Raw genomic sequence first — 20909 nt, 5'->3', positions numbered from 1 at the left:
AGACGATTACCAGAAATCCGCCTTTTTGCGGTCTTTGAATGCGGCCAGACCGACCTGTAGCTCGGGCTGCGCGGCGGCGACCCAACCCGCTAGCGATTCAAACACCCGCTCACTCTCTTCGCCTTCGGCGGCGTTGATCAGCATTTTCACCAACTCGGTCGCGACCGGCCCGCGATGGCGCATCCGATCGGCCAGGTCCGTAGCAGCCGCAAGACCCTGACCTTTTTCTGCGACTAGATCGACCAGACCTAAGGTCAGAGCATCGCTCGCGGTAAACTCCTCACCAAAGATCGCCATGCGTCGTACCAATTGTGAGCCGAAACGGCGCACGGTGCGCTGCGTCCCAGACCAGCCGGGGATGATCCCAAGCGCGGGTTCCGGCTGTCCAATGCGGATATGCGATTCCGCAATGCGATAGTCGGCACAGGCCGCCAGTTCCAATCCACCGCCCAGTACATGGCCGTTCAGAACCGCAATCACCGGTTGACGCAATCGGGTCAGCGCATCCAATGCCTGATGGCCATCGCGCAGCCAATGCCGCCCGAACCCGTCAGCTGACCGTGCCGCCCAGGCGTTGATATCACCACCCGCGCAGAAGGCTTTGCCAGCCCCGGTCAGGATCACAACATGCGCATCCTCGGCATGTTCGATCTGACGACACAGCGCCATCAGATCATCCATCATCTTCTCGGTCAGAGCGTTCAGCCGCTCGGGCCGGTTGAGCGTTAGACGGGCAATTCCGTCGCTGATATCCAGCAGAAAGTGTTCCATCACGCGGCAGGCAGGTCCAGCCCCATCAGGGCCGGATCAAACAGGGCGTTATCCATGGTTTTCAGATCATCGGAAACCAACAAAGGTGTCGCGGCCTGATCCAAAACGTCGCGCTGCACGTCCAGACCGGGCGCGACTTCCGTGACCATCAACCCCTGATCGGTCAGTTTGATGACACAGCGTTCGGTCACATAGGTCACGTCCTGCCCCTGCGCCTTGGCGCGTGTACCCGAGAAGGAAATCTGGTCGACTTCATCGACGAATTTGGCAACTTTGCCCTCTTGCAGGATTTTCACCTGTCCGTTTTCAATTGCCATCTTAGCCCCGGCGTTGAAATTGCCCGAGAACACGATCTTGCGGGCGCGCGCCGTGATATCGACAAAACCGCCCGCCCCCGCCGTCCGGTGTGGAATGGCAGACAGGCGAGAGACATTTACTGATCCGTGTTTGTCAACTTCGAGGAACGACAAGAGCGAGGCATCAAATCCGCCCGCCTGGAAATAGCAGAACTGATGTGGCGAGGGCACGAACGCCTCGGCATTGGCGGAACAACCGAATTTGAAGTCCAGCAGCGGCACGCCGCCCACGGCACCTTGTTCGATCATCCATGTGACCGAGCCATGAAGCCCCTCTTCAACCAGAATACGGGGGACATTGGCCGAGATGCCAAAGCCGATATTGACCGCCCAGCCGTCCTTCAGTTCCATCGCCACACGGCGCGCAATCACCTTGCCCACATTGAACTCGGCCGTGCGGAAACTTTCCAGCGAACGCGTCAACTCACCTGAAATCGCCGGGTCGTATTCGGTGGCAGTGGTTTGCAGCTGATCCGGCGCTTCAACGATAGCATCCACCAGAATACCCGGCACATGCACATCATGCGGGCGGATGCTGCCTGCGGCGGCGACACGCTTGGCCTGCGCGATGACCACGCCGCCATTGTTGCGCGCGGCTAGCGCCATTTCCATCGCACCCAGATAGGCGCCTTCGTGTTCAAAGCTCAGATTGCCCTTTTCGTCAGCCGTGGTCGCGCGGATGATCGCGACATTAGGGGCCATGGATTTGAAATACAGCCAGTCGTCGCCCTCGAACTCCATACGTTTGACGATGGGTTCGGCGCGGGCCGCGTCATTCATAGCACAGCCTTCGATGTCGGGATCGACAAATGTGTCCATCCCCACCTTGGTCAGAACGCCCGGACGCTTGGCCGCTGCCTCGCGCAGCATGTCGAAAATAATGCCCGAGGGCACGTTATAGGCGCGCACCTGTTCGGCGGTGATCATCTGCCACACCAATGGCGGTTCGGCCTTGCTGGGACCCGACGGGTACGATCCTCCGATTATCCGGGTCAGAAGCCCCGGCTTGGCGATGTGATCTACCCCTTTGGTGCCGAACATATCACCCGCTGCGATGGGGTGAATCGTCGTCAGGTCCCGTGGTGCGCCTTCATCTTCAAAACGTTCGCCAAGACCTTTGAGAATCGCATCCGGACAGCACAGGCCGCTGGACGAATTCACCGCCACGGTCGCCCCGTCAGGCACAAGATTTGCTGCTTCGCGCGCCGTCATCTGCTTGGTCATGCGATCCTCACAAAAGTAACTAACTGGTTATATCTTTTATGCCGTGAGAGTGTGCGAAAATCAACAGGTATTAGCAGAACGCGGGAATTGACCTGACACTAAGTAACTATTAGGTTACTTTCAAGGCTGTTCTTTGGGAGGATCATCGTGAACATTTACTTTCAGAAAACCAATCAGCGCACCTTCGGCACCTATCCCCTGACCGGGGACGAGCTTCGCGATGCGATGAAGATCGCTGCCGAGGTTGGGTATCGCTCGTTCGACACCGCGCAGATGTATGAGAATGAAAAGGAAACCGGCGACGCTCTGGCCGAGCTTGGTTTCGACCGGGACGAAATCTGCGTGACCACGAAGGTTCACCCCGACAATTTCACCGAAGAGGCATTCATTCCGTCAGTCGAGGAAAGCCTGAAGAAACTGCAACTGGATTATGTTGACGTCCTGCTGCTGCACTGGCCGCCAATTGGCGAAGATATCGCCCCCTCGCTGAGACTGCTGGAACAGGCCCATGCCAAGGGGCTGGCCAGGAATATCGGCGTGTCGAACTATACCGCCCAGATGATGCGCGACGCGGTCAAGATCATCGACACTCCCCTGGTCACCAATCAAGTCGAGTTTCACCCACTGCTCAATCAGGACACTCTGCTGGCGGCGGCCACGGAAACCGGCATTCCCCTGTCATCTTACTGCTCGGTCGCGCGCGGTGAGGTCTTCAAACACTCGATCTTTGACGAGATTGGCCAGACCTATGGCAAGACTGCGGGACAGGTTGTCTTGCGCTGGATTTTGCAGAAAGGCGTTTCGATCAACACGATGTCGACCAAACGCGCCAATATCGACGCCAACTTCGACGTTATGGATTTCACGCTGTCCAGCAAAGACATGGACCGGATCGACGCCAAAACCCACACCGGTTACCGAATTGTTGGCGAAGACTTGGTGCCTTGGGCGCCCAAGTGGGACTGAATGAAAAAAGGCGGTGCCAACCGTGGCACCGCCTGTTTCCGAGAAAATTCCTGAGCCGTTGAGAGCCGAGAGACTCAGTGATTGCCCCGGATCATGTCTGATGCCTTTTCTGCCATCATGATCGTAGGTGCATTGGTGTTTGATCCGATCAGGCTGGGCATGGCCGAGCTGTCGCAGATCCGCAGCCCATCGATCCCCCGCACACGCATCTGCGGATCAACCACCGCCATTTCATCTACCCCCATCTTGCAGGTACAGGTCGGGTGATAGGACGTCCGGCCGTATTGCCGCGCATAGGCCTCGAAATCGGCCTGCGTCTTCACGCTGTCATCGGGGAAGCGGATCTGGCGGATGTATTTCTGCAGACTTTTCTGCCGGAAAATTTCCACGCTGTGCTTGACCCCTTCGACCGAGGTTTTCAGATCATCCGGGTGCCCAAGGAAGTTGGGATCGACCAGAGGCCTGTCCTCAACCCTGTTAGACCGCAGCCGCACGGTGCCCCGCGCCTTGGGACGCAGTGTGTAAGAGTTCAGCGTGATGCCAGAGCTGCCTGTCGGCACGCTCGGGACCCCAGCCTCGGCACCTGCTCCGGCAAGGAAATGGAACTGCAGGTCCGGCGCGGGTTGTGAGCTATCCGCATACCAGAATGCTCCCCCCTCAACGACATTCGACGCGACTGGCCCCGAGCCAAAGAGATAATACTGCATCCCGGCCCAGACCGCCCAATGCGGCTTGTTGTATTTGTCCAGGCTGTGATGGCCGTTCAGTTCGGCCACGATGTCGATACCGAAATGGTCGTTCAGGTTTTCACCAACGCCCGGCAGGTCCTGTTTGACCTCGATCCCATGCTCACGCAGATGCGCTGCAGGGCCAACGCCGGACAACAGCATCAACTTCGGCGATCCGATTGCGCCCGAGGTTACCAGAACCTCCTGATCAGCGGTCGCCCTGCGCATCTGCCCGACCTTATCGTACTCGACGCCAGTGGCCCGACCGCCTTCGATTGCTACGCGATGCACCTGGCATCCGGTTTCAAGGGTCAGGTTCGGTCGGGACAGGACAGGTTTCAGATACCCCACCGCCGCAGAACAGCGTTTGGCGTTCCACGTGGTCGTCTGATAGACGCCGGCGCCTTCCTGAACCGGACCATTGAAATCCGGGTTGTAGGGAATTCCCGCTTCCTGACAGGAACGCACGAAGGCCCGCGTCATTTTCTGCGGAGCATCAAGGTTCGACACACCTAGCGGCCCTTCAGTTCCGTGCCAGTCGCCAGACAGGATGGCGTTGCGTTCGGACCGGACAAAGTACTTCTGGATGTCCTTGAACGCCCAGCCTTCGCAGCCTTCTTCATTGGCCCAGCGGTCGTAATCGATGGCATTGCCGCGGGTGAACACCTCGGCATTGATCGAGCTGCCGCCACCGATCACCCGACCCTGCGCATAGGGAATCTCGCGGTTGTTGGCGTTGACCTGTGGGACCGTGGTAAAACCCCATGTATGAGGGCCATCGGTCATCTTGGCAAAGCCCACCGGCATGTGGATCAGCGGATGGCTGTCCTTTCCACCTGCCTCAAGCAGCAGCACCCTGACCGCGCTGTCTTCGGTCAGGCGGTTGGCCAGAACGCATCCGGCCGAGCCGCCGCCGACGATGATATAGTCATATCCGGTTTCAGCCATCACTCTACCCAATGCGACCGCTTGCCGATCTCGACATGAATCGACTTGATCTGCGTGTATTCCTCAACCCCATGCATTCCCGCCTCACGACCCCAACCCGAGGCTTTGAACCCGCCAATCGGCAACTCGGGCCCACCGGCCAGAGTTGTGTTCACCCAGAACCGCCCGGCCTGAACACGGCGAGAGATCGTCAGTGCCTTATCGATATGCTTGGTCCAGACGCTGGCCGCCAGACCGTATTCGGTATCGTTGGAAATCGCGATCGCCTCGTCAATCGTGTCAAACGGGATTACGACCAGCACCGGGCCGAAAATCTCTTCGCGGGCGATCACCATGTCGTTGGTTACGCCGGTAAAGACGACCGGATCGATGTACTGCCCGCCCGAGATTTCGGGCGTGGTGCCCCCGGCCAGCAGGGTCGCGCCCTCTTCCTGACCTTTGGTGATGTAGGACAGGATCGTCCGGTTCTGCGCATCGGTGGTGATGGCACCGACCTGCGTACGCTCGTCCAGCGGATCACCCACGCGCACCTTGCGCAGCTTATCAGCGACCATTTCGGCGAACTTATCCGCAACCGAACGCTCGACCAGCAGCCGCGCACCTGATACGCAACACTGCCCGGTGTTGAAGACGATACCGAAGGCGACACCATCAGCGGCGTCTTCCAGATCGGCATCAGCGAACACGATCTGTGGGTTCTTTCCGCCCAACTCCAGGCCTAACTTCTTGAAGTTGCTCTGCCCCGCCGCCGCAACGACCGAGCGACCCACTGCGGTTGAGCCCGTAAACGACAGCATGTCCACGTCCACATGCTCGGCCAGTTTCTGGCCAATCACGCTGCCCGATCCGGTGACGACGTTGAACACGCCATCCGGCAGACCGGCCTCGGACAGGATCTCAGCCAGCATCAGCGTGGTGGCGCTCGTCACTTCGGATGGTTTCGAAACGATGGTGCAGCCCGACGCCAGAATATAGGGCACACGCTCACACAGGATCAGGAACGGGAAGTTCCACGGCGTGATCAGGCCGACCACGCCAACCGGTTCACGCGTGACGATACCCATGGCGCCATCACCGCTGTTGTTGAAACTGTCCCCGTGCAGCGCCCGCGCCAGACCGGCGGCAAATTCGAACATACCGACACAGCCGCTGACCTCTCCACGCGCCTGCGCAATCGGCTTGCCGTTTTCCAGCGTTTCCCAATAGGCGATCTCATCCGTACGCTGGCGGATCAGCTCAGCCGCCTTCAGCAGCACCGCAGCACGGTCGGCACCCGACAGACCGCACCACCGACGGTCATCAAACGCCGTCCGGGCCGAGGCGACCACGGCGTTCAAATCCTCTTCGGTGCAGCGCGGGATGCGAGTTACAGGCACGCCATGTCCGGGCGAAGACCGCTCGAACATGTCGCGATCCCCGGCAGGCACCCAATCGCCGCCCATGAAAAACCCGAACTCGCGGGGTTCAGAGGGTGGTGTCAGTATCTGGCTGTTTTGGTCCATTAGAAAGGCTCCGAATTTGGGGCGGCAGGCTAGGCGGAGGCGTCTAACCCGTCGCGGAAATCGTTCCAGCCGCCATCCACAGATGACGGTGCATCATGCCATTGAAGCAAAATGTCCCCTGTTGCGGGGTCCTTGTCGGGGATCGGTAGCATCATGATGCGTTTTACCGCGGCCTGAAACATCTCGGGCGTCAGGAATGCTTCCTGAATGTTGTCCCAGTCTCGGCCCCCGGCATATCCGCCGCACATCATGATGTCCTCGGAATGGCCAACCATCTCATGGCTGACCCCGGCGGGCATGACGATCACGTCACCGGCCTCGATCCGGACCCGGGTCCAGCCTTCGACCGACAGGTTGAACTCCATCCAGCCGCGGGCGCAGCCCAGGCATTCGTGAGAGGTCGAGTGGAAGTGAGGGTATTCATACACCCCGGGATATTCCCAGTTGTTGCCCCATCCGTTTTCACGGAACCGGGCCTTTACTGCATCTACCCCGCCACCCGGTATCGCTCCGCGATAGATCAGCAGCGGAAAGCGGCTGTTGGGGATCATGCCTTCGGGTTTGGACGTGTAAACTTCAACGGTCATTGGTCTTTCCTCCCACTTTGGCTAATGCGTCAGGACGATCTGGGTCTTCAAATCACCGGGCCTGTCAGTAAAGCTGTCAAACGCCTGTTGAATGTGATCCAGCGCGTATGAGGCACCGGTGAAGCGCTCGGTTTTGATCCGGCCATGGGTCAGCAAGGTCAGGGCGTCGTGCATATCCTGCCCCATGCCCGCAACCGACCCCTTGATCGAGTTTTCCTGCAGGATCGTTTGCAAAATATCGACGGGCAAAGTCTCGCCCGCGCCAGTAAGGCCGAAGGCCGCGATATGCCCACCTTTGCGGATCAGCCGCGCCGCCTGTTGGTAAAGCGCAGGCAGCCCGACGCTTTCGATCACCACATCCGCACCGCGACCTTCCGTATGGCGCAGAACGGTTCCCTCCAGCTCTGACGGGTCGGTGACACCCACATCCGCGCCAGCCTCCAACGCCATCTGCACCCTGTCTTCGGACAAATCCGCCACGATGATCGGTGCCGCCCCGATAGTACGCAACAGCTGGACGTGCAGGTTTCCGATCGGCCCCGCCCCAAGCACCACGACAGATTGGCCGAAGGTGATATTGGCCTTGCGGGCGCAGCGCACAACGCAGGCTAGAGGCTCGGTCAGGGCGAGCACATCGGCCGGAACGTCCTTCGGCGCCGGGATCATCAACCTTGCCGGAACACAGATGTATTCGGCAAAGGCCCCATCCCTTGTGATGCCCATCTGCTGCATCTCGGGGCAGTTCAGGATCTCATTCCGTCTGCACCAGAAACAGGTGCCACAGCCGATATTCATATCAACAACCACCGGCGCACCGACGGTCAGGCCCGAGACGCCCTCGCCCAGTTCGGCGACATTTCCGGTGAATTCATGCCCCGGGATCATCGGCAGGTTTTCCGCCGCATAGTGACCGTTGAAAATGTGGATATCGGTGCCGCAGATACCGACCCGTGAAATGCGCACCAGAACCTCCTCCCGACCGGGTTCGGGGCGGGGAACCTCCCGTACCTCAAACTGGCCGGGCTTTACAAGAACGGCGGCTTTCATGGTGTCGGTCATTTCACGACCCTCAGCTTGGTTCGGTCGATGGTCAGCGCAATCGCCGCGATCAGGATCAGGCCGAACACCATCTGCTGCTGGGTCGCATCCACCTCGAAATACAACATCGACGACCGGATCACCGCCACGATCAGCGTGCCGATCAGCGTGTTGATGACCCCGCCGACACCACCGGTCAGCGGGGTGCCTCCGACCAGAACCGCGACGATTGCAGGCAGCAAGAACCCGTTCGCCAGTGTGGGAGAACCACCAGAGAGTTTCACCGAGAACAGCAAGCCTGCAATCGCCGCTAGTCCGCCGGACAACGCGAATGCCATGATCTTGATCCGATTGACGTTCAGCCCCGAGGCGACGGCTGCAGGTTCCCCCGCGCCAACCGCCTTGAGCGCGCGCCCGAAAGTTGTCCGCGATTGCAGAAACCATGCGCCCAGAACCAGAACAGCCGCAATGATCAATTCGCTTGGCAATCCGGCAACCGAGCCAGTCATCCAGCCAAAGGTTGAATCCCGCAGCGTCGCATCCATGAACAGGGCGCGCTGGCCCGACATGTATTGCGCCGCGGAAAAGGCGATACCACCTACCGCCAGCGTCGAGATGAAGGACGGCACGTAAAGCCGCGTCGTCACATAACCCGAGATACTGCCCAGCACCACGCCCGACAGGATGCACAGCAGCGCCGCGCCGATGCCAAAGGTCGGCAGTGCAATGGTCGCAACCACGGTGGTCATATTGGCGATGGACTGCGCCGACAGGTCGATACCGCCGATATAGATCGCAAAGGTCATCCCCAGTGCCATGATGAACAGCGGCACAATGTCGGCCATCATCGAGATCAGGTTCGCCGGCCGCAGAAAGTTGGAATCCGCCCCGCCGACGACCAGCACCAGAACCAGCAGGGTGATCCAGGGCAGATGGGGTTTGATACGTTCAAAACTCATGGGGTGGCCTCAGATCATATGGTGGACAAGGTCATAAAGCGACGGCTTGTCCCCCGGGCTGCAATCGAAACGTTTCTGTTCAACACCGTCCTTCAGAACGATGATTGTGTGGCTGAGGCCGATGGCCTCTTCCAGAGTATCGGCGACCAGAATGATGCCCACGCCGTCATCCGACATCTCGCGCACCATGTCATAGACGTCTTCCTTGGCGCCGATATCCAGACCTCGCGTCGGGTGATCCAGGAGGATGATGTCCGAACCGGCAGAGCGCCACTTGGCCAGCACAACCTTTTGCTGGTTGCCGCCCGACAAGCCGCCACAATCCTTGTAGACATCCGGGGTCTTGATCGCCAAACGGTCGATCCACTGCTTGGCCAGCGACTTTTCCTCGCCAATGCGCAGCACGCCAGAGTTGGCGTAATTCCCCATCTGGCTGAGCGTCATGTTCTCGTAGACGTTCATCCCGGCCACGATACCTTCGACCTTGCGTTCGCGCGGGATGTACCCCACGCCGCCTGCCACACCGGCCTGCGCGTTGAATTTGCCGACGGTTTGACCTTTGAGCGCCACCGTGCCCGAGGACGGAGTTTCCAGACCGAAGATCGTACGCAGGATCGCCTCGCGCCCGGACCCTTCGGTGCCAACCAGACACAAAACTTCTCCCGGGCGCAGCTCGAATGAGATATTCGCGTATTTTCCCGTCACAGACACGTCGTTGAAGGCAACCAGCGGCTGCGCCTCAGTCTGATAGGGTTTCTGCTTCTGCTCGCGATAATATTCCTTGTCTACGTCGCGCCCGACCATCTTGTGCTGGATCGCATCGACTTCGGCATCGGCATGGGCGACGACGTCGACAATCTCGCCGTCTTTCATCACGTAGATGCGGTCGGACAGGTCCAGAACCTCGTCCATGCGGTGGCTGACAAAGATGAACGACGCCCGGTTGGTCAGTTCGCGCACAAGGCTGAACAGCAGCTCGACCTCTTCCTTCGCCAGAACCGAGGTTGGTTCGTCCAGCAGGATCACCAGATCGCCGTCGATCCGCTCTTCCAACGTCAGCACCTTGGCCAACTCAACCAGCTGACGCTGGGCAAAGGAGAGTTTCGAGGTGATCATGGCCGGATCGATATCCAGCTTGACCTTGGCCAGTTGCTTGCGCGCGGCTTCGGCCATGGCTTTCCAGTTGATCACGCCATAGCTGACGAATTGCTGCTCAAAGCCCAGAAAGATGTTCTCCATCACGGTCAGGTTTGTGATCAGGGATTGTTCCTGAAACACCATGCCGATGCCGTGATCCATGGCCTGACGCGGGTTCTGAAAGCGGACTTTGGTGCCGTCGATGGTGATGTCACCACCATCGGGCTGATAGGCACCGTAAATGACCTTCATCAGGGTGGATTTACCGGCGCCGTTTTCGCCAACCAGACCCACGATTTCACCCCGTCCGATCTGAAAGTTCACGGATTTCAGCGCGTGGACGCCTGGGAATTTCTTATCGACATTGATCAGTTCGTACATCAGCCCGCCCCTATTTCACGAAGGTTACGGATTTGCGGTCGGTCGACAGAACCACCGCAGCGATGACCAACACGCCCAGAACACCGTCCTGCACGTAGCCGGGCAGTCCGATCACGACCATGCCGTTGTTGATCACGTTGACGATCAGCACCCCGATCAGCGTGTTCCACACGCCGCCGATGCCGCCCCACAGCGCGGTGCCGCCGACGACAACCGAGGTGATCGACACGAACATGAAGTTCGAACCCGTCGCGGTTTCGGCAATCCCGATCCGTCCAACCGCCAGTAGCGCGCCAACGGCATAGAACACACCGGCCAACGCAAACCCCATGATCCGCACGCGGTTGACGTTCAGGCCCGAGGCATGGGCCAGTTCTTCTCCGCCACCGACAGCGTAGAAGTTCCGGCCCAGCGTCGTGCGCGACTGGATGAACCAGGCGATCAGCAGAAACAGCAGCGCGACATAGCACATGATCGGGAACCCGAACCAACGCTCGGTCAGCAGGGATCGGAACAGGTCATCCTCGACCCGGATCCGGTCACCCCCGGTCAGCAGCAGGGCAAAGCCGGTGCCCACAAACCCCATCGCCAACGAGGCCATGAATGACGGGATTTTCAGCAATACATGAACAAGACCGTTAACAAGCCCGATCACCGCGCCCACCAGCAGGGCCAGCGGAATGGCCAACCAGGCCCAGGACGCCAGCGTTCCACCCATGCCGATAAAGGCAAACGCAAACACCACGGCGCAGACCGACACGGTGCCCTCCATCGACAGGTCAATCGACCCCATGATGATGATAAACGTGACCCCGATGGCCACCATCAGCGCCGGCGCGGACGAAATGCCAATACGGGCAAAATTGCGCAGCGAAAAGAATCGAGGCTCCATCGCCGTGAAAAACAGGACCAGAACCAAAAGGACGATCAGGGGCGCCCATTTGATCAGCACATCCCGTGTCAGCACATTGCTCACGTGCTTCCTCCCACTGAGTGAATTGGCGGGGTCGCGTTCACCGCAGACCCGAGTAAGCGGGCCGGTTCAGGGACCAGCCCGCAGACACGTTTATTTGTATTGAATCTGGCCGTTCGACGTGGACCAGAAATCTTTCCAGTCATACTCCGGAGCGCTGTCCAAATACTGCGCCTTGAACGCCAGCGCGTCTTCGGGGCGGACCATGATGGTCGGGCCGTAGAATTCGCGATGCTCATTGGGCTCGTCTGACGGTTTGAAGTGGCCGGTGGCTGCGTAGTAGGCCAATGCCGCCGTAATGCCGCCACCCCAATGTGGGTTGGTGAACACGGTTGCCAGAATCTTGCCTTCGCCGACCAGCTCAACAGCCTGCGGGTTACCGTCATAGGACACGATCGGCATGTCTTCGATACCTTCGGCCCGCAACGCTTCGAGCACGCCATAGGCAATGGTGTCGTTGGCGCAGTGCACGCCTTTGATCTCATCACCGTAACGGGTCAGGAAAGCGCTCATGACCTGGTTGGCCTTTTGCGTATCCCAGTCCGCAGGTTCCGCAGCCAACAGTTCCGCATCGGGGTAATCCAACAGCGCGGTTTTCAGACCAGCCAGACGTTCAATGGCCGGATTGTTCGACGCGATACCACCCAGATGGACAACACCGCCCGAGCCGCCCATGGCGTCCAACAGAATGCGCGCAGTCTGTTCCGCCGGGCCTTCGTCAGACCAGCTCATGTGGCTGACATAGTTGTCGCCAAAATCCCAGGGGTGCAGGTCGTCGGTCTTGTTCCAAAGGGTCGATACATAGGCCCCTGCCTCAACGCAGGATTCAACAACCGGACGCGCGTTGGGTGCGTCGTTGGTGTCGATCGCCAAAGCCAGCTCACCATTGGTCTTGGACAGCAGCGCCTTGACGTCCGCTAGCGATTTTTCCGACGAGCCTTCGTTGATCAGGTGGGTCAGGAAATCCTTGGGTTTGCCGAGGCTCTCCACAAAGGCCTCACCACCAGAAACGATTTCGTTCCAGTAGGGGTTCGTCCGGTTGCGATACGACCAGGCAACAGTCGGGTCGGTAATCGCTGCACGCGCCATGCCGCCCAGCATACTAGAAACGGCAACCCCACCCACACCGTAGACAGATGCCAGCAGCAGGTTACGACGGGTTATCGTCTCTTGTTCGATGTATTTCTTGATGAATGACATGACGTCCTCCCTTTTCCATCAGCACTTGGGATCTATGGCGTTCCCGTGTCGACCCCTCCCCGGCGACGATCCCGCACAGCGGCACGCACGCCCTTAATGCACTAACTAGTTACTTCTTTACGAAACGATGTGTCAAGCGTTAAGACTGGGACAGGAACGGTCTGAATTGGCGGCTGGTACTGAACAGTTGAAGAACCTCGGCCAATTGTGCGAAATGCTCTGACCAGAATTGCTGCGCCGGGACAGCTGCATGACAAGGGAGGTGGCTGTGGTCGAAAAGACGACAATCAAAAAGAAAAGAGACGCCGAGGCGACCAAAGCCCGCATCCTGCAGGCCGCGAAGAAGGAATTTGCCAAACACGGATTGGGCGGCGCTCGGGTAGACGAAATCGCCGAACGTGCCGACGCCAACAAACGAATGTTGTACCACTATTTCGGCAGTAAGGAGGGGCTATTCCGCACGGTACTGGAAGCCGCCTATCTGGATATCCGAAGCGCCGAACGCAAACTGAACCTTGAGGCCTTGTCGCCTTCGGATGCTTTGGAATCCCTAGTTCGGTTCACATGGAAATACTACCTGAAGAACCCCGAGTTCATCACCCTGGTCAACAGCGAGAACCTGCACCGCGCCCGTCATATCAAATCGCTGCCCAGCCTTCTGGAATCCACCCGAGGACTGGTCGAAATGGTAGAGGACATTCTCACACGCGGTGAGGAACTCGGTGAATTCCGCCCCGGCATTGATGCAACGCAGTTGAACATCACCATCGCCGCTATCGGCTACTATTATCTTACGAACCGATTTACGGGATCCTACCTGTTTCAACGCGACCTGATGGATGACCAAGCGTTGAACGAACGGCTGGATTTCAACGTCGAAAGCATCATGCGAATTGTCCGTAAAGACTAGGCTGCAGACTGGGATCTGTTGCGAAGATTCTGACTGAATGATGAGTTCACACCGAACCCGTTGCTTATGCAGCCAGTTCGACGAATTGATTGAAAAGTCAGATTCCGGGCGTAAGTTGGCCCTCGCGGATCATATTTGCGACCACGATTCCATCAAGGGTTGCAGAGGCAAAAGCTTTAAAGCCCAGCATTGATGAACCGGTGGTCCTGTTCGACGATATTGTTATCCGGCATGGAGGAGATCGGCCATCGCACAGATACCCTACCCTTTGAAGGATTGGGCGAAGATGCCCGAGCTTACCTCGACTGATTGCTGGATCAGTGTGCCGTGGACGACGCCCCACTTGACGAGATTATCGAACCGGCAGCGCTCGACCTGCTGGCAGAGCGCCTGACCACACCTTTACAGTTTGCCGAATCCTTTTAACCGGGCTTTGGAGGATGGGTTCCGCACCGGCCTGAAACCAATCACCCCGGACATTGTATCGGCCACGCTGGCACCCGACTTCGATGACCTGGAGCCGCACCTCCCCCGGCAGGGCTATTCCGTGAAGGTATTGGGGATCAGTTCCAGTCCAAGCCTTCCGAGATCACACGCTTCCTGAGCGGGCAGCTTGAACCCGCACGGACCCGCGAACTGGCAGAGCGAATGAGGATGGCAGGGTTATCACTGTGATGGCGTCGGTTTGGTCTCACACCGACGGTCCCACTCTCAGCAATGTGAGCCCGTCTCAACAATTCTGATCCCGTTCTCAAATAAAGTGATCCCAAATCGATTTACAGTCTTAGATAATCTGAGCCAGAAACAGCGATAATCTCGCGCCCAACGGATTATGATCTCAAGCCACTACAGATACCAATCCCATTGGCCAATGCGGAAGCGATGGTTGGTCTACTCCAATGAAACCCACAGAACTTTGGCATCTTCTTTGCTGGTCGAGATGCAGCCATGCCCCATGCCGCTGTCGTAGTATAGCGAGTCTCCGGCTTTCATCGGCAAAGGCCGGTAGTGTTCCGAGATGAACGTAAGTTCTCCGCTGATCACATACATGAACTCTTCGCCGCTGTGGCGAATCCAGGTTTCAAATTCGGATACATCCCGTGCTTTGATCGTCGCGATATATGGCAGCATCCGTTTGCTGGTCAGTTCAGGGCACAGCAACTCGTGCAGGTAGGTGGGTGTATCCCGTATCTCGCCGCCGCCGGACGGTGTGTAGTCGCGGCGTCCGGAAATGCCTGTTTGGCCTGACTGCAGGAACAGTTGAGGAGTGCTCAAGTCCAGCGCCTGTGTCAGCCGTCTGACAATCTCGAAGCTGGGCCGGGTTTGGTTGTTTTCGATCTTCGAAAGGGTGGAGCGACCGATTCCCGCAGCGCGCCCGGCTTCTTCCAAAGTCCAGCCTTTTGCGCGGCGTGCGTCCCGGATCGACCGGCCCAAAGCCGCCCCGTCATCGTGATCTGCCGGTCCGGAAACGTCGTTCGGGGCTTCATCTGCCATCAAAATCTCCACTCTTTGCAGAAGGTTAGACAATTCTCCTGACATGCACAACTTCACATTTACGAGAATAGTGTTGCCTTTTCAGTCATATTTCCACTATAGGAAACAAAATCCCTTGTACGTCACATATACAGCGAGAGGAAAATTATGTTCACTACATCGCTCACGAAGGCTGACCCGGTCATCGCTGCGTCGATTGCGCGCGAAGGCAAGCGCCAAGCAGAACAAATCGAACTCATTGCATCCGAGAATATCGTTTCGCAGGCCGTGATTGATGCGCAGGGGTCCGTGCTGACGAACAAATATGCCGAAGGCTATCCCGGTCGCCGCTATTATGGCGGGTGCGAGTATGTGGATGAGGTTGAGGTTGAGGCGATCGAGCGCCTTAAAAAGCTATTCGGCTGTGCGTTCGCCAATGTGCAGCCTCATTCCGGCGCGCAGGCCAACGGGGCGGTGAAGCTGGCGTTGCTCAGCCCCGGTGACACGATCCTTGGTATGTCGCTCGATGCGGGTGGGCACCTCACCCACGGTGCCAAACCTGCTCAGTCGGGCAAGTGGTTTCGTCCGGTGCAATACGGTCTGACCGATGCCGGGCTGATCGACTATGATCAGGTTGAAGCGCTGGCCAAGGCGGAAAAGCCCAAGATGATTATCGCAGGCGCCTCGGCCTATTCCCAGCAGATTGATTTTGCCCGGTTCCGCGCCATCGCGGATGACGTCGGGGCCTGGCTGCTGGCGGATATGGCCCATATTGCTGGTCTGGTCGCAACCGGTTTGCACCCGTCACCCGTTGGTCATGCGCATGTCGTGACCTCGACGACGCACAAAACTTTGCGCGGCCCACGCGGCGGGATCATCCTGACAAATGACGAGGCGTTGGCAAAAAAGATAAACTCGGCCGTGTTCCCGGGTCTGCAAGGCGGTCCGTTGATGCACGTGATCGCGGGTAAGGCAGTGGCCTTTGGCGAGGCGCTGAAGCCCGAATTCAAGGACTACATGCAGAGCGTGGTCGATAGTGCCTCGGCTCTGGCCAATGTCATGATGGCGCGCGGTTGTGATATCGTTTCGGGCGGAACCGAGAACCACCTGATGCTGGTCGACCTTCGCCCCATCGGCGTGACCGGCAAGGACGCCGAAGCGGCGCTGGAGCGTGCCGGTTTCACCTGCAACAAGAACAGCGTCCCGGGCGACCCCGAGAAACCCACCGTCACCAGCGGCATCCGACTGGGCACGGCGGCTGGATGCAGCCGCGGCTTTGGTCCGGAGGAATTCAAACAGATCGGGCATCTGATTGGTGACGTTCTGGACGCGCTGGCACAGTCGCCCGACGGCGACGCGACTGTCGAACAAGCGACCCGCGAAAAAGTCCGCGCCCTGTGCGCAAGCCATCCGATCTACTGAAAGACCAAGAAATGACCTACGATCTTATTGTCATCGGGGGCGGCCCGGGCGGCTATGTTGCGGCCATCCGCGCGGCTCAGCTGGGGCTGAAGGTGGCCTGCGTCGAGGGGCGCGGCGCACTGGGCGGAACCTGTCTGAATGTAGGGTGCATCCCCTCCAAAGCGTTGCTGACCTCCTCGGCCAAATATGCCGAACTTGCACATCTCTCCTCCCATGGCATTGCGGTCGAGGGGGCCAGCATCGATGTGCCCGCGATGATGGGGCGCAAGGACAAGATCGTCGGCGATCTGACCAAGGGCATCGCGTTCCTGTTCAAGAAAAACGGCGTAGAACTGATCGAAGGCTGGGCCAGTATCCCCGCCGACGGGCAGGTCAAGGTGGGCGATGAAGTCTATGAGGCCCGGAACATCCTGATCGCCACCGGCTCGGAACCGACCCCTCTGAACGGGATGGAGATTGACGAGCAGGACATCCTCAGCTCGACCGGGGCACTCAGGCTGGAAACCGTTCCCGACCATCTGGTTGTCGTCGGCGCCGGGGTGATCGGGTTGGAACTGGGTCAGGTCTGGGCGCGATTGGGCGCCAAGGTCACCGTTGTTGAATATCTCGACCGCGTGCTGCCCGGCATCGATGGCGAGATCGCGAAACTGGCGCAGCGGGCGCTGTCGAAGCGAGGGCTGAAATTCCAGTTGGGTCGCGCGCTCAAGTCCGTCAAAAAATCCGACGCCGGGCTTACGCTTACTTTGGATCGGGTTGGCAAAGACAAGGAAGAGGTGATTGAGGCCGACAAGGTTCTGATCGCCGTCGGACGCCGTCCCGTCACGCGCGGGCTTGGGCTGGAAGAACTGGGAGTGGTCCTTGACCCGCGCGGATTTGTTCAGGTGGACGGCACCTTCCGCACATCAGTGCCTGGCATCTATGCGATTGGCGACTGCATTCCCGGCCCGATGCTGGCACATAAGGCCGAGGAAGATGGCGTCGCATGCGTAGAGATGCTGGCCGGGCAGGACGGTCACGTGGACTACAACACTGTTCCAGGCGTCGTTTATACCGACCCCGAAGTTGCCTCGGTCGGGGCGACAGAAGAAGCGCTGAAAGACGCGGGTACCGAATACGCGGTCGGCAAGTTCGCGTTCATGGCGAATTCGCGCGCACGCTCGACCGGGGAAACCGACGGCGCAGTCAAGGTGCTTACCGATCCGAATGGCAGAATTCTGGGCGCTCATATCTGTGGCGCACATGGCGGTGACCTGATCGCCGAACTGGTTCTGGCGATGACGAAAGGCGTAACCGTCGCCGAGGTTGCCGCCACCTGTCACGCACACCCTGCCATGGGAGAGGCGGTCAAGGAAGCCTGCCTCGACGCCATGGGCCGCGCGATACACGCTTAAGGGAGATCAGCCAGATGACCGTCCAGCTTCGCCCGCGCCACCCGGAAAAGGCCAAAAAGGTCGACAGCGTGGTCCAGCGCAAACCCAAGTGGATTCGCCGGAAAAAGATCGAAAGCGCCGAGTATTACGAGACACGTCGCCTGATGCGCGACCACGATCTCGCGACTGTCTGTGAAGAGGCGGCTTGTCCGAATATCGGTGAGTGCTGGTCCAAGCGCCACGCGACTATGATGATCATGGGTGAGGTCTGCACGCGGGGTTGTTCCTTTTGCAACGTCTCGACAGGTCGTCCCGATGCGCTGGATGCTTTCGAACCCGGTCGCGTTGCGGTGGCAGTCAAGAAACTGGGGCTGCGCCATGTGGTGATTACATCCGTGGACCGGGACGATCTGGTCGACGGCGGGGCCGAGCACATCGCCCAGACAATTCGCGCGGTTCGACACCAGAACCCGGGCACCACTGTCGAGGTGCTGACACCCGATTTTCTGGGCAAGGGTGACGCCGCTGATATTCTGTTTCAGGCTGCGCCCGACGTGTTCAACCACAATCTGGAAACGGTGCCGCATCTCTATCCGACGGTTCGTCCCGGCGCGCGATACTATACGTCTTTACGCCTGTTGGACGATGCCAAGCGCGCAAACCCTGAGCTCTTTACCAAGTCCGGCCTGATGGTCGGCTTGGGCGAAAGCCTCAGTGATGTGCGCCAAGTGATGGATGATCTGCGCGCTGCCAATGTCGATTTTCTGACGGTCGGTCAATACCTGCAGCCGACCCCGAAACATCATCCGATTGATCGGTTCTGGACACCGGAAGAGTTCGCTCAGTTGGAGCAAATCGCCCGCTCCAAAGGCTTTTTGCACGTGTCGGCCACGCCGTTGACCCGTTCGTCATTCCACGCGGACGAAGACTTTGCCGCCCTCAAGCAGGCCCGCCAACGGGCCATCGCCGGGGCATAAACCAGACGCACTAGGGAGGAATACCATGGAAGCGTTAAATTCAATCGTAGGGGCCATCAATGGCGTCGTGTGGGGGCCGCTGATGCTGGTTCTGATCCTCGGCGTTGGCTTCTTCCTGCAGGTCGGGCTGAAATTCATGCCGATCCTGCGCATTGGCACAGGCTTCAGCCTGCTGTTCAAAGGCCGTGAGGGTCAGGGCGAAGGGCAAATCAGTCCATTCAACGCGCTTATGACCTCGCTGTCGGCGACCATCGGTACGGGTAACATCGCCGGTGTGGCCACTGCTGTCTTCCTGGGCGGTCCGGGCGCTTTGTTTTGGATGTGGATGACCGCCCTGGTGGGCATGGCCACCAAATATGCCGAAGCCGTCTGCGCGGTGAAGTACCGTGAAAAAGACGAGCTGGGCAACTTCGTCGGCGGCCCGATGTACTACATCAAGAACGGATTGGGTGCGAAATGGGCTTGGCTGGGCGTCGCCTTCGCACTGTTCGGCGCAATTGCAGCCTTCGGTATTGGCAACGGCGTTCAGGCCAATGGTGTGGCGCAGGTTCTGGAATCGAACTTCGGCGTGAACACCTCGGTTACCGGCGTTGTCCTGATGGTCCTGACCGCAGCCGTTATTCTGGGTGGTATCACCCGTATTGGTGCGGTTGCCGGTAAGCTGGTTCCGTTCATGGCGATCGCCTATATCATCGCGGGCCTGCTGGTTCTGATCATTAACATCGCCGAAATCGGAAACGCACTGTCTCTGGTCTTCACCTATGCCTTCACCCCATCGGCCGCCGAAGGTGGATTTGCAGGCGCAGCCGTCTGGGCCGCCATTCGCTTTGGTGTGGCACGTGGTGTGTTCTCGAACGAAGCCGGGCTGGGCTCGGCCCCGATCGCGCACGCAGCGGCTGAGACCAAGGGTCCGGTCAACCAGGGCCTGATCGCGATGCTGGGCACGTTCATCGACACCATCATCGTCTGCTCGATCACCGGTCTGGCGATCATCGCGTCGGGTGCGTGGACTTCGGGTGAGTCGGGCGCGGCCCTAACCTCGCTGGCCTTCGCAACCTCGCTACCGGGCGGCGGTCACCTGATCGCAATTGCGCTGTCGATCTTCGCCTTCACCACCATCCTCGGCTGGTCGTTCTATGGCGAGAAATGCGTTGAGTTCCTGCTGGGTGTCAAATCCCTGATGCCTTACCGCGTTCTGTGGATCGTCGCGATCTACTTCGGCGCAACAGCGGATCTGGGTTTCATCTGGCTGCTGGCGGACACGCTGAACGCCATGATGGCTATCCCGAACCTGATCGCCCTGGCCCTGCTGAGCCCGATCGTCTTCAAACTGACGAAAGAGTTCTTCGCGTCGGGCGGCAAGTCCGAAGAGCCCGGCGGCACGCCTGCCGAATAATCTTTGACAACATATGGGGGGCCAGCCCGGCCTCCCGATTTTGAAACAGAATTCCATATCTCGAGGAGAGACTTGATGGCCACGAAAATCCTGCTGCCCATTGATCACACCGACGACCGCTCGTGGAAAAATGCCCTGCCGGTCGCATTGGAACAGGCAAAGTTCTACGGCGCCGAATTGCATGCGGTCGCCGTCATCCCCGAGATCATCCAACTGCCAAACCTGCCCGCCAATTATGGTGCCGGTGCCAAAGACCACGTGCGGGGCGCGGTTCAGGCCATTCTAGATCATGGCAATGCCTCCGACGTGGCGATCCACGTCGAAGAAGGCAGTGTCTACCGTGAAATCCTGAAGCTTGCCTACAAGGACGGCTTTGATCTGATCGTCATGGCATCGACCAAGGGTGATTTCCCGAATTATGAGATTGGCCCGAACCTCGCCCGTGTTGTGCGCAATGCGCATTGCACCGTCATGGTCGTTCGTGACCAGTCTCGCTGATTGAAAGGTTAGACCCATGACTGAAGTAAAGCGCACGCCTTTGTATGACTTGCATGTTGAGTTGGGTGGCAAGATGGTTGATTTTGCTGGTTG

At 58.8% G+C, this 20909-nt stretch carries 18 protein-coding genes; 7 read left to right on the top strand and 11 right to left on the bottom strand.

Translation table 11 applies throughout. The annotated features are described in order from the left end of the window. Positions 1–6: 6 nt before the first annotated feature. Both ACR0ER_RS19995 and ACR0ER_RS19990 read right to left on the bottom strand, forming a co-directional pair. On the bottom strand, positions 7–771 hold the full coding sequence (locus ACR0ER_RS19995) for an enoyl-CoA hydratase/isomerase family protein (protein ID WP_480770480.1): 765 nt from the start codon (positions 769–771) through the stop codon (positions 7–9). After that, entirely contained in the window at positions 771–2351 is a 1581-nt protein-coding gene (locus ACR0ER_RS19990; protein ID WP_480770437.1) for an acyl CoA:acetate/3-ketoacid CoA transferase, read from the bottom strand. The genes ACR0ER_RS19995 and ACR0ER_RS19990 overlap by 1 nt, the downstream gene beginning before the upstream one ends. Positions 2352–2498: 147 nt before the next feature. Between ACR0ER_RS19990 and ACR0ER_RS19985 the strand changes: the two genes are divergently transcribed. Next, complete coding sequence (locus ACR0ER_RS19985; protein WP_480770436.1) at positions 2499–3317, top strand: aldo/keto reductase; 819 nt, start codon at positions 2499–2501, stop codon at positions 3315–3317. A gap of 74 nt (positions 3318–3391) precedes the next feature. On the opposite strand, the gene ACR0ER_RS19980 is transcribed toward ACR0ER_RS19985, so the two are convergent. The 8 genes from ACR0ER_RS19980 to ACR0ER_RS19945 form a co-directional block, all read right to left on the bottom strand. Further along, a complete protein-coding gene (locus ACR0ER_RS19980) occupies positions 3392–4993 on the bottom strand; it encodes a GMC family oxidoreductase (RefSeq protein ID WP_480770435.1) in 1602 nt (533 codons plus the stop codon). Next, entirely contained in the window at positions 4993–6495 is a 1503-nt protein-coding gene (locus ACR0ER_RS19975; protein ID WP_480770434.1) for an aldehyde dehydrogenase family protein, read from the bottom strand. The genes ACR0ER_RS19980 and ACR0ER_RS19975 overlap by 1 nt, the downstream gene beginning before the upstream one ends. A 29-nt stretch (positions 6496–6524) precedes the next feature. Further along, positions 6525–7082 (bottom strand): hypothetical protein, encoded by a 558-nt coding sequence (locus tag ACR0ER_RS19970; RefSeq protein WP_480770433.1) that lies wholly within the window; start codon positions 7080–7082, stop codon positions 6525–6527. Between the two features lie 21 nt (positions 7083–7103). Next, on the bottom strand, positions 7104–8141 hold the full coding sequence (locus tag ACR0ER_RS19965) for a zinc-dependent alcohol dehydrogenase (protein WP_480770432.1): 1038 nt from the start codon (positions 8139–8141) through the stop codon (positions 7104–7106). Continuing rightward, positions 8138–9079 carry an ABC transporter permease gene (locus ACR0ER_RS19960; protein WP_480770431.1) on the bottom strand — a complete coding sequence of 314 codons (942 nt, stop codon included), beginning with the start codon at positions 9077–9079 and terminating at the stop codon, positions 8138–8140. Before ACR0ER_RS19960 ends, ACR0ER_RS19965 begins: the two co-directional genes overlap by 4 nt. Positions 9080–9088: 9 nt before the next feature. Beyond that, positions 9089–10597: a sugar ABC transporter ATP-binding protein gene (locus ACR0ER_RS19955; protein ID WP_480770430.1), complete on the bottom strand. Its 1509-nt coding sequence runs from the start codon at positions 10595–10597 to the stop codon at positions 9089–9091. Positions 10598–10607: 10 nt separating this feature from the next. After that, the gene (locus ACR0ER_RS19950) at positions 10608–11573 is read right to left on the bottom strand and encodes an ABC transporter permease (RefSeq protein ID WP_480770429.1); all 966 of its coding nucleotides are present in this window, start codon (positions 11571–11573) and stop codon (positions 10608–10610) included. A gap of 90 nt (positions 11574–11663) precedes the next feature. After that, positions 11664–12770, bottom strand: a complete 1107-nt coding sequence (locus tag ACR0ER_RS19945; RefSeq protein ID WP_480770428.1) for a sugar ABC transporter substrate-binding protein — start codon at positions 12768–12770, stop codon at positions 11664–11666. A gap of 250 nt (positions 12771–13020) precedes the next feature. On the opposite strand from ACR0ER_RS19945, the gene ACR0ER_RS19940 reads away from it, so the two are divergent. After that, entirely contained in the window at positions 13021–13680 is a 660-nt protein-coding gene (locus ACR0ER_RS19940) for a TetR/AcrR family transcriptional regulator (RefSeq protein ID WP_170335378.1), read from the top strand. Positions 13681–14571: 891 nt separating this feature from the next. Here the strand turns inward: ACR0ER_RS19940 and ACR0ER_RS19935 are convergent. Next, positions 14572–15174, bottom strand: coding sequence for a helix-turn-helix domain-containing protein (locus ACR0ER_RS19935; protein ID WP_480770427.1), 603 nt, complete (start codon positions 15172–15174; stop codon positions 14572–14574). Between the two features lie 147 nt (positions 15175–15321). Between ACR0ER_RS19935 and glyA the strand changes: the two genes are divergently transcribed. From glyA to ACR0ER_RS19910, 5 genes are all read left to right on the top strand, one after another. Continuing rightward, positions 15322–16575 carry a serine hydroxymethyltransferase gene (gene glyA, locus ACR0ER_RS19930; protein ID WP_170335374.1) on the top strand — a complete coding sequence of 418 codons (1254 nt, stop codon included), beginning with the start codon at positions 15322–15324 and terminating at the stop codon, positions 16573–16575. Between the two features lie 11 nt (positions 16576–16586). Continuing rightward, on the top strand, positions 16587–17966 hold the full coding sequence (gene lpdA / locus ACR0ER_RS19925) for a dihydrolipoyl dehydrogenase (protein WP_480770426.1): 1380 nt from the start codon (positions 16587–16589) through the stop codon (positions 17964–17966). A 14-nt stretch (positions 17967–17980) separates the two neighbouring features. Further along, positions 17981–18922: a lipoyl synthase gene (lipA, locus tag ACR0ER_RS19920; protein ID WP_480770425.1), complete on the top strand. Its 942-nt coding sequence runs from the start codon at positions 17981–17983 to the stop codon at positions 18920–18922. Positions 18923–18947: 25 nt separating this feature from the next. Next, positions 18948–20318 carry an alanine/glycine:cation symporter family protein gene (locus tag ACR0ER_RS19915; protein WP_170335370.1) on the top strand — a complete coding sequence of 457 codons (1371 nt, stop codon included), beginning with the start codon at positions 18948–18950 and terminating at the stop codon, positions 20316–20318. A 75-nt stretch (positions 20319–20393) separates the two neighbouring features. After that, positions 20394–20816 (top strand): universal stress protein, encoded by a 423-nt coding sequence (locus ACR0ER_RS19910; protein ID WP_480770424.1) that lies wholly within the window; start codon positions 20394–20396, stop codon positions 20814–20816. Positions 20817–20909: the final 93 nt, after the last annotated feature.

This window comes from Ruegeria sp. CH8 (genome assembly GCF_056536985.1).
The sequence above is the reverse complement of the archived record's forward strand: the minus strand, read 5'-3'. Positions and strand labels throughout refer to the sequence as shown.

Bases quoted from the DNA above. Each gene is read 5' to 3' on its own strand.
- ACR0ER_RS19915 (WP_170335370.1), top strand. From the start codon at position 18,948: ATGGAAGCGTTAAATTCAATCGTAGGGGCCATCAATGGCGTCGTGTGG.
- ACR0ER_RS19910 (WP_480770424.1), top strand. From the start codon at position 20,394: ATGGCCACGAAAATCCTGCTGCCCATTGATCACACCGACGACCGCTCG.
- ACR0ER_RS19970 (WP_480770433.1), bottom strand. From the start codon at position 7,082: ATGACCGTTGAAGTTTACACGTCCAAACCCGAAGGCATGATCCCCAAC.
- ACR0ER_RS19975 (WP_480770434.1), bottom strand. From the start codon at position 6,495: ATGGACCAAAACAGCCAGATACTGACACCACCCTCTGAACCCCGCGAG.
- ACR0ER_RS19995 (WP_480770480.1), bottom strand. From the start codon at position 771: ATGGAACACTTTCTGCTGGATATCAGCGACGGAATTGCCCGTCTAACG.
- ACR0ER_RS19945 (WP_480770428.1), bottom strand. From the start codon at position 12,770: ATGTCATTCATCAAGAAATACATCGAACAAGAGACGATAACCCGTCGT.
- ACR0ER_RS19935 (WP_480770427.1), bottom strand. From the start codon at position 15,174: ATGGCAGATGAAGCCCCGAACGACGTTTCCGGACCGGCAGATCACGAT.
- ACR0ER_RS19990 (WP_480770437.1), bottom strand. From the start codon at position 2,351: ATGACCAAGCAGATGACGGCGCGCGAAGCAGCAAATCTTGTGCCTGAC.
- ACR0ER_RS19955 (WP_480770430.1), bottom strand. From the start codon at position 10,597: ATGTACGAACTGATCAATGTCGATAAGAAATTCCCAGGCGTCCACGCG.
- ACR0ER_RS19960 (WP_480770431.1), bottom strand. From the start codon at position 9,079: ATGAGTTTTGAACGTATCAAACCCCATCTGCCCTGGATCACCCTGCTG.
- ACR0ER_RS19940 (WP_170335378.1), top strand. From the start codon at position 13,021: ATGACAAGGGAGGTGGCTGTGGTCGAAAAGACGACAATCAAAAAGAAA.
- lipA (WP_480770425.1), top strand. From the start codon at position 17,981: ATGACCGTCCAGCTTCGCCCGCGCCACCCGGAAAAGGCCAAAAAGGTC.
- glyA (WP_170335374.1), top strand. From the start codon at position 15,322: ATGTTCACTACATCGCTCACGAAGGCTGACCCGGTCATCGCTGCGTCG.
- ACR0ER_RS19965 (WP_480770432.1), bottom strand. From the start codon at position 8,141: ATGACCGACACCATGAAAGCCGCCGTTCTTGTAAAGCCCGGCCAGTTT.
- lpdA (WP_480770426.1), top strand. From the start codon at position 16,587: ATGACCTACGATCTTATTGTCATCGGGGGCGGCCCGGGCGGCTATGTT.
- ACR0ER_RS19980 (WP_480770435.1), bottom strand. From the start codon at position 4,993: ATGGCTGAAACCGGATATGACTATATCATCGTCGGCGGCGGCTCGGCC.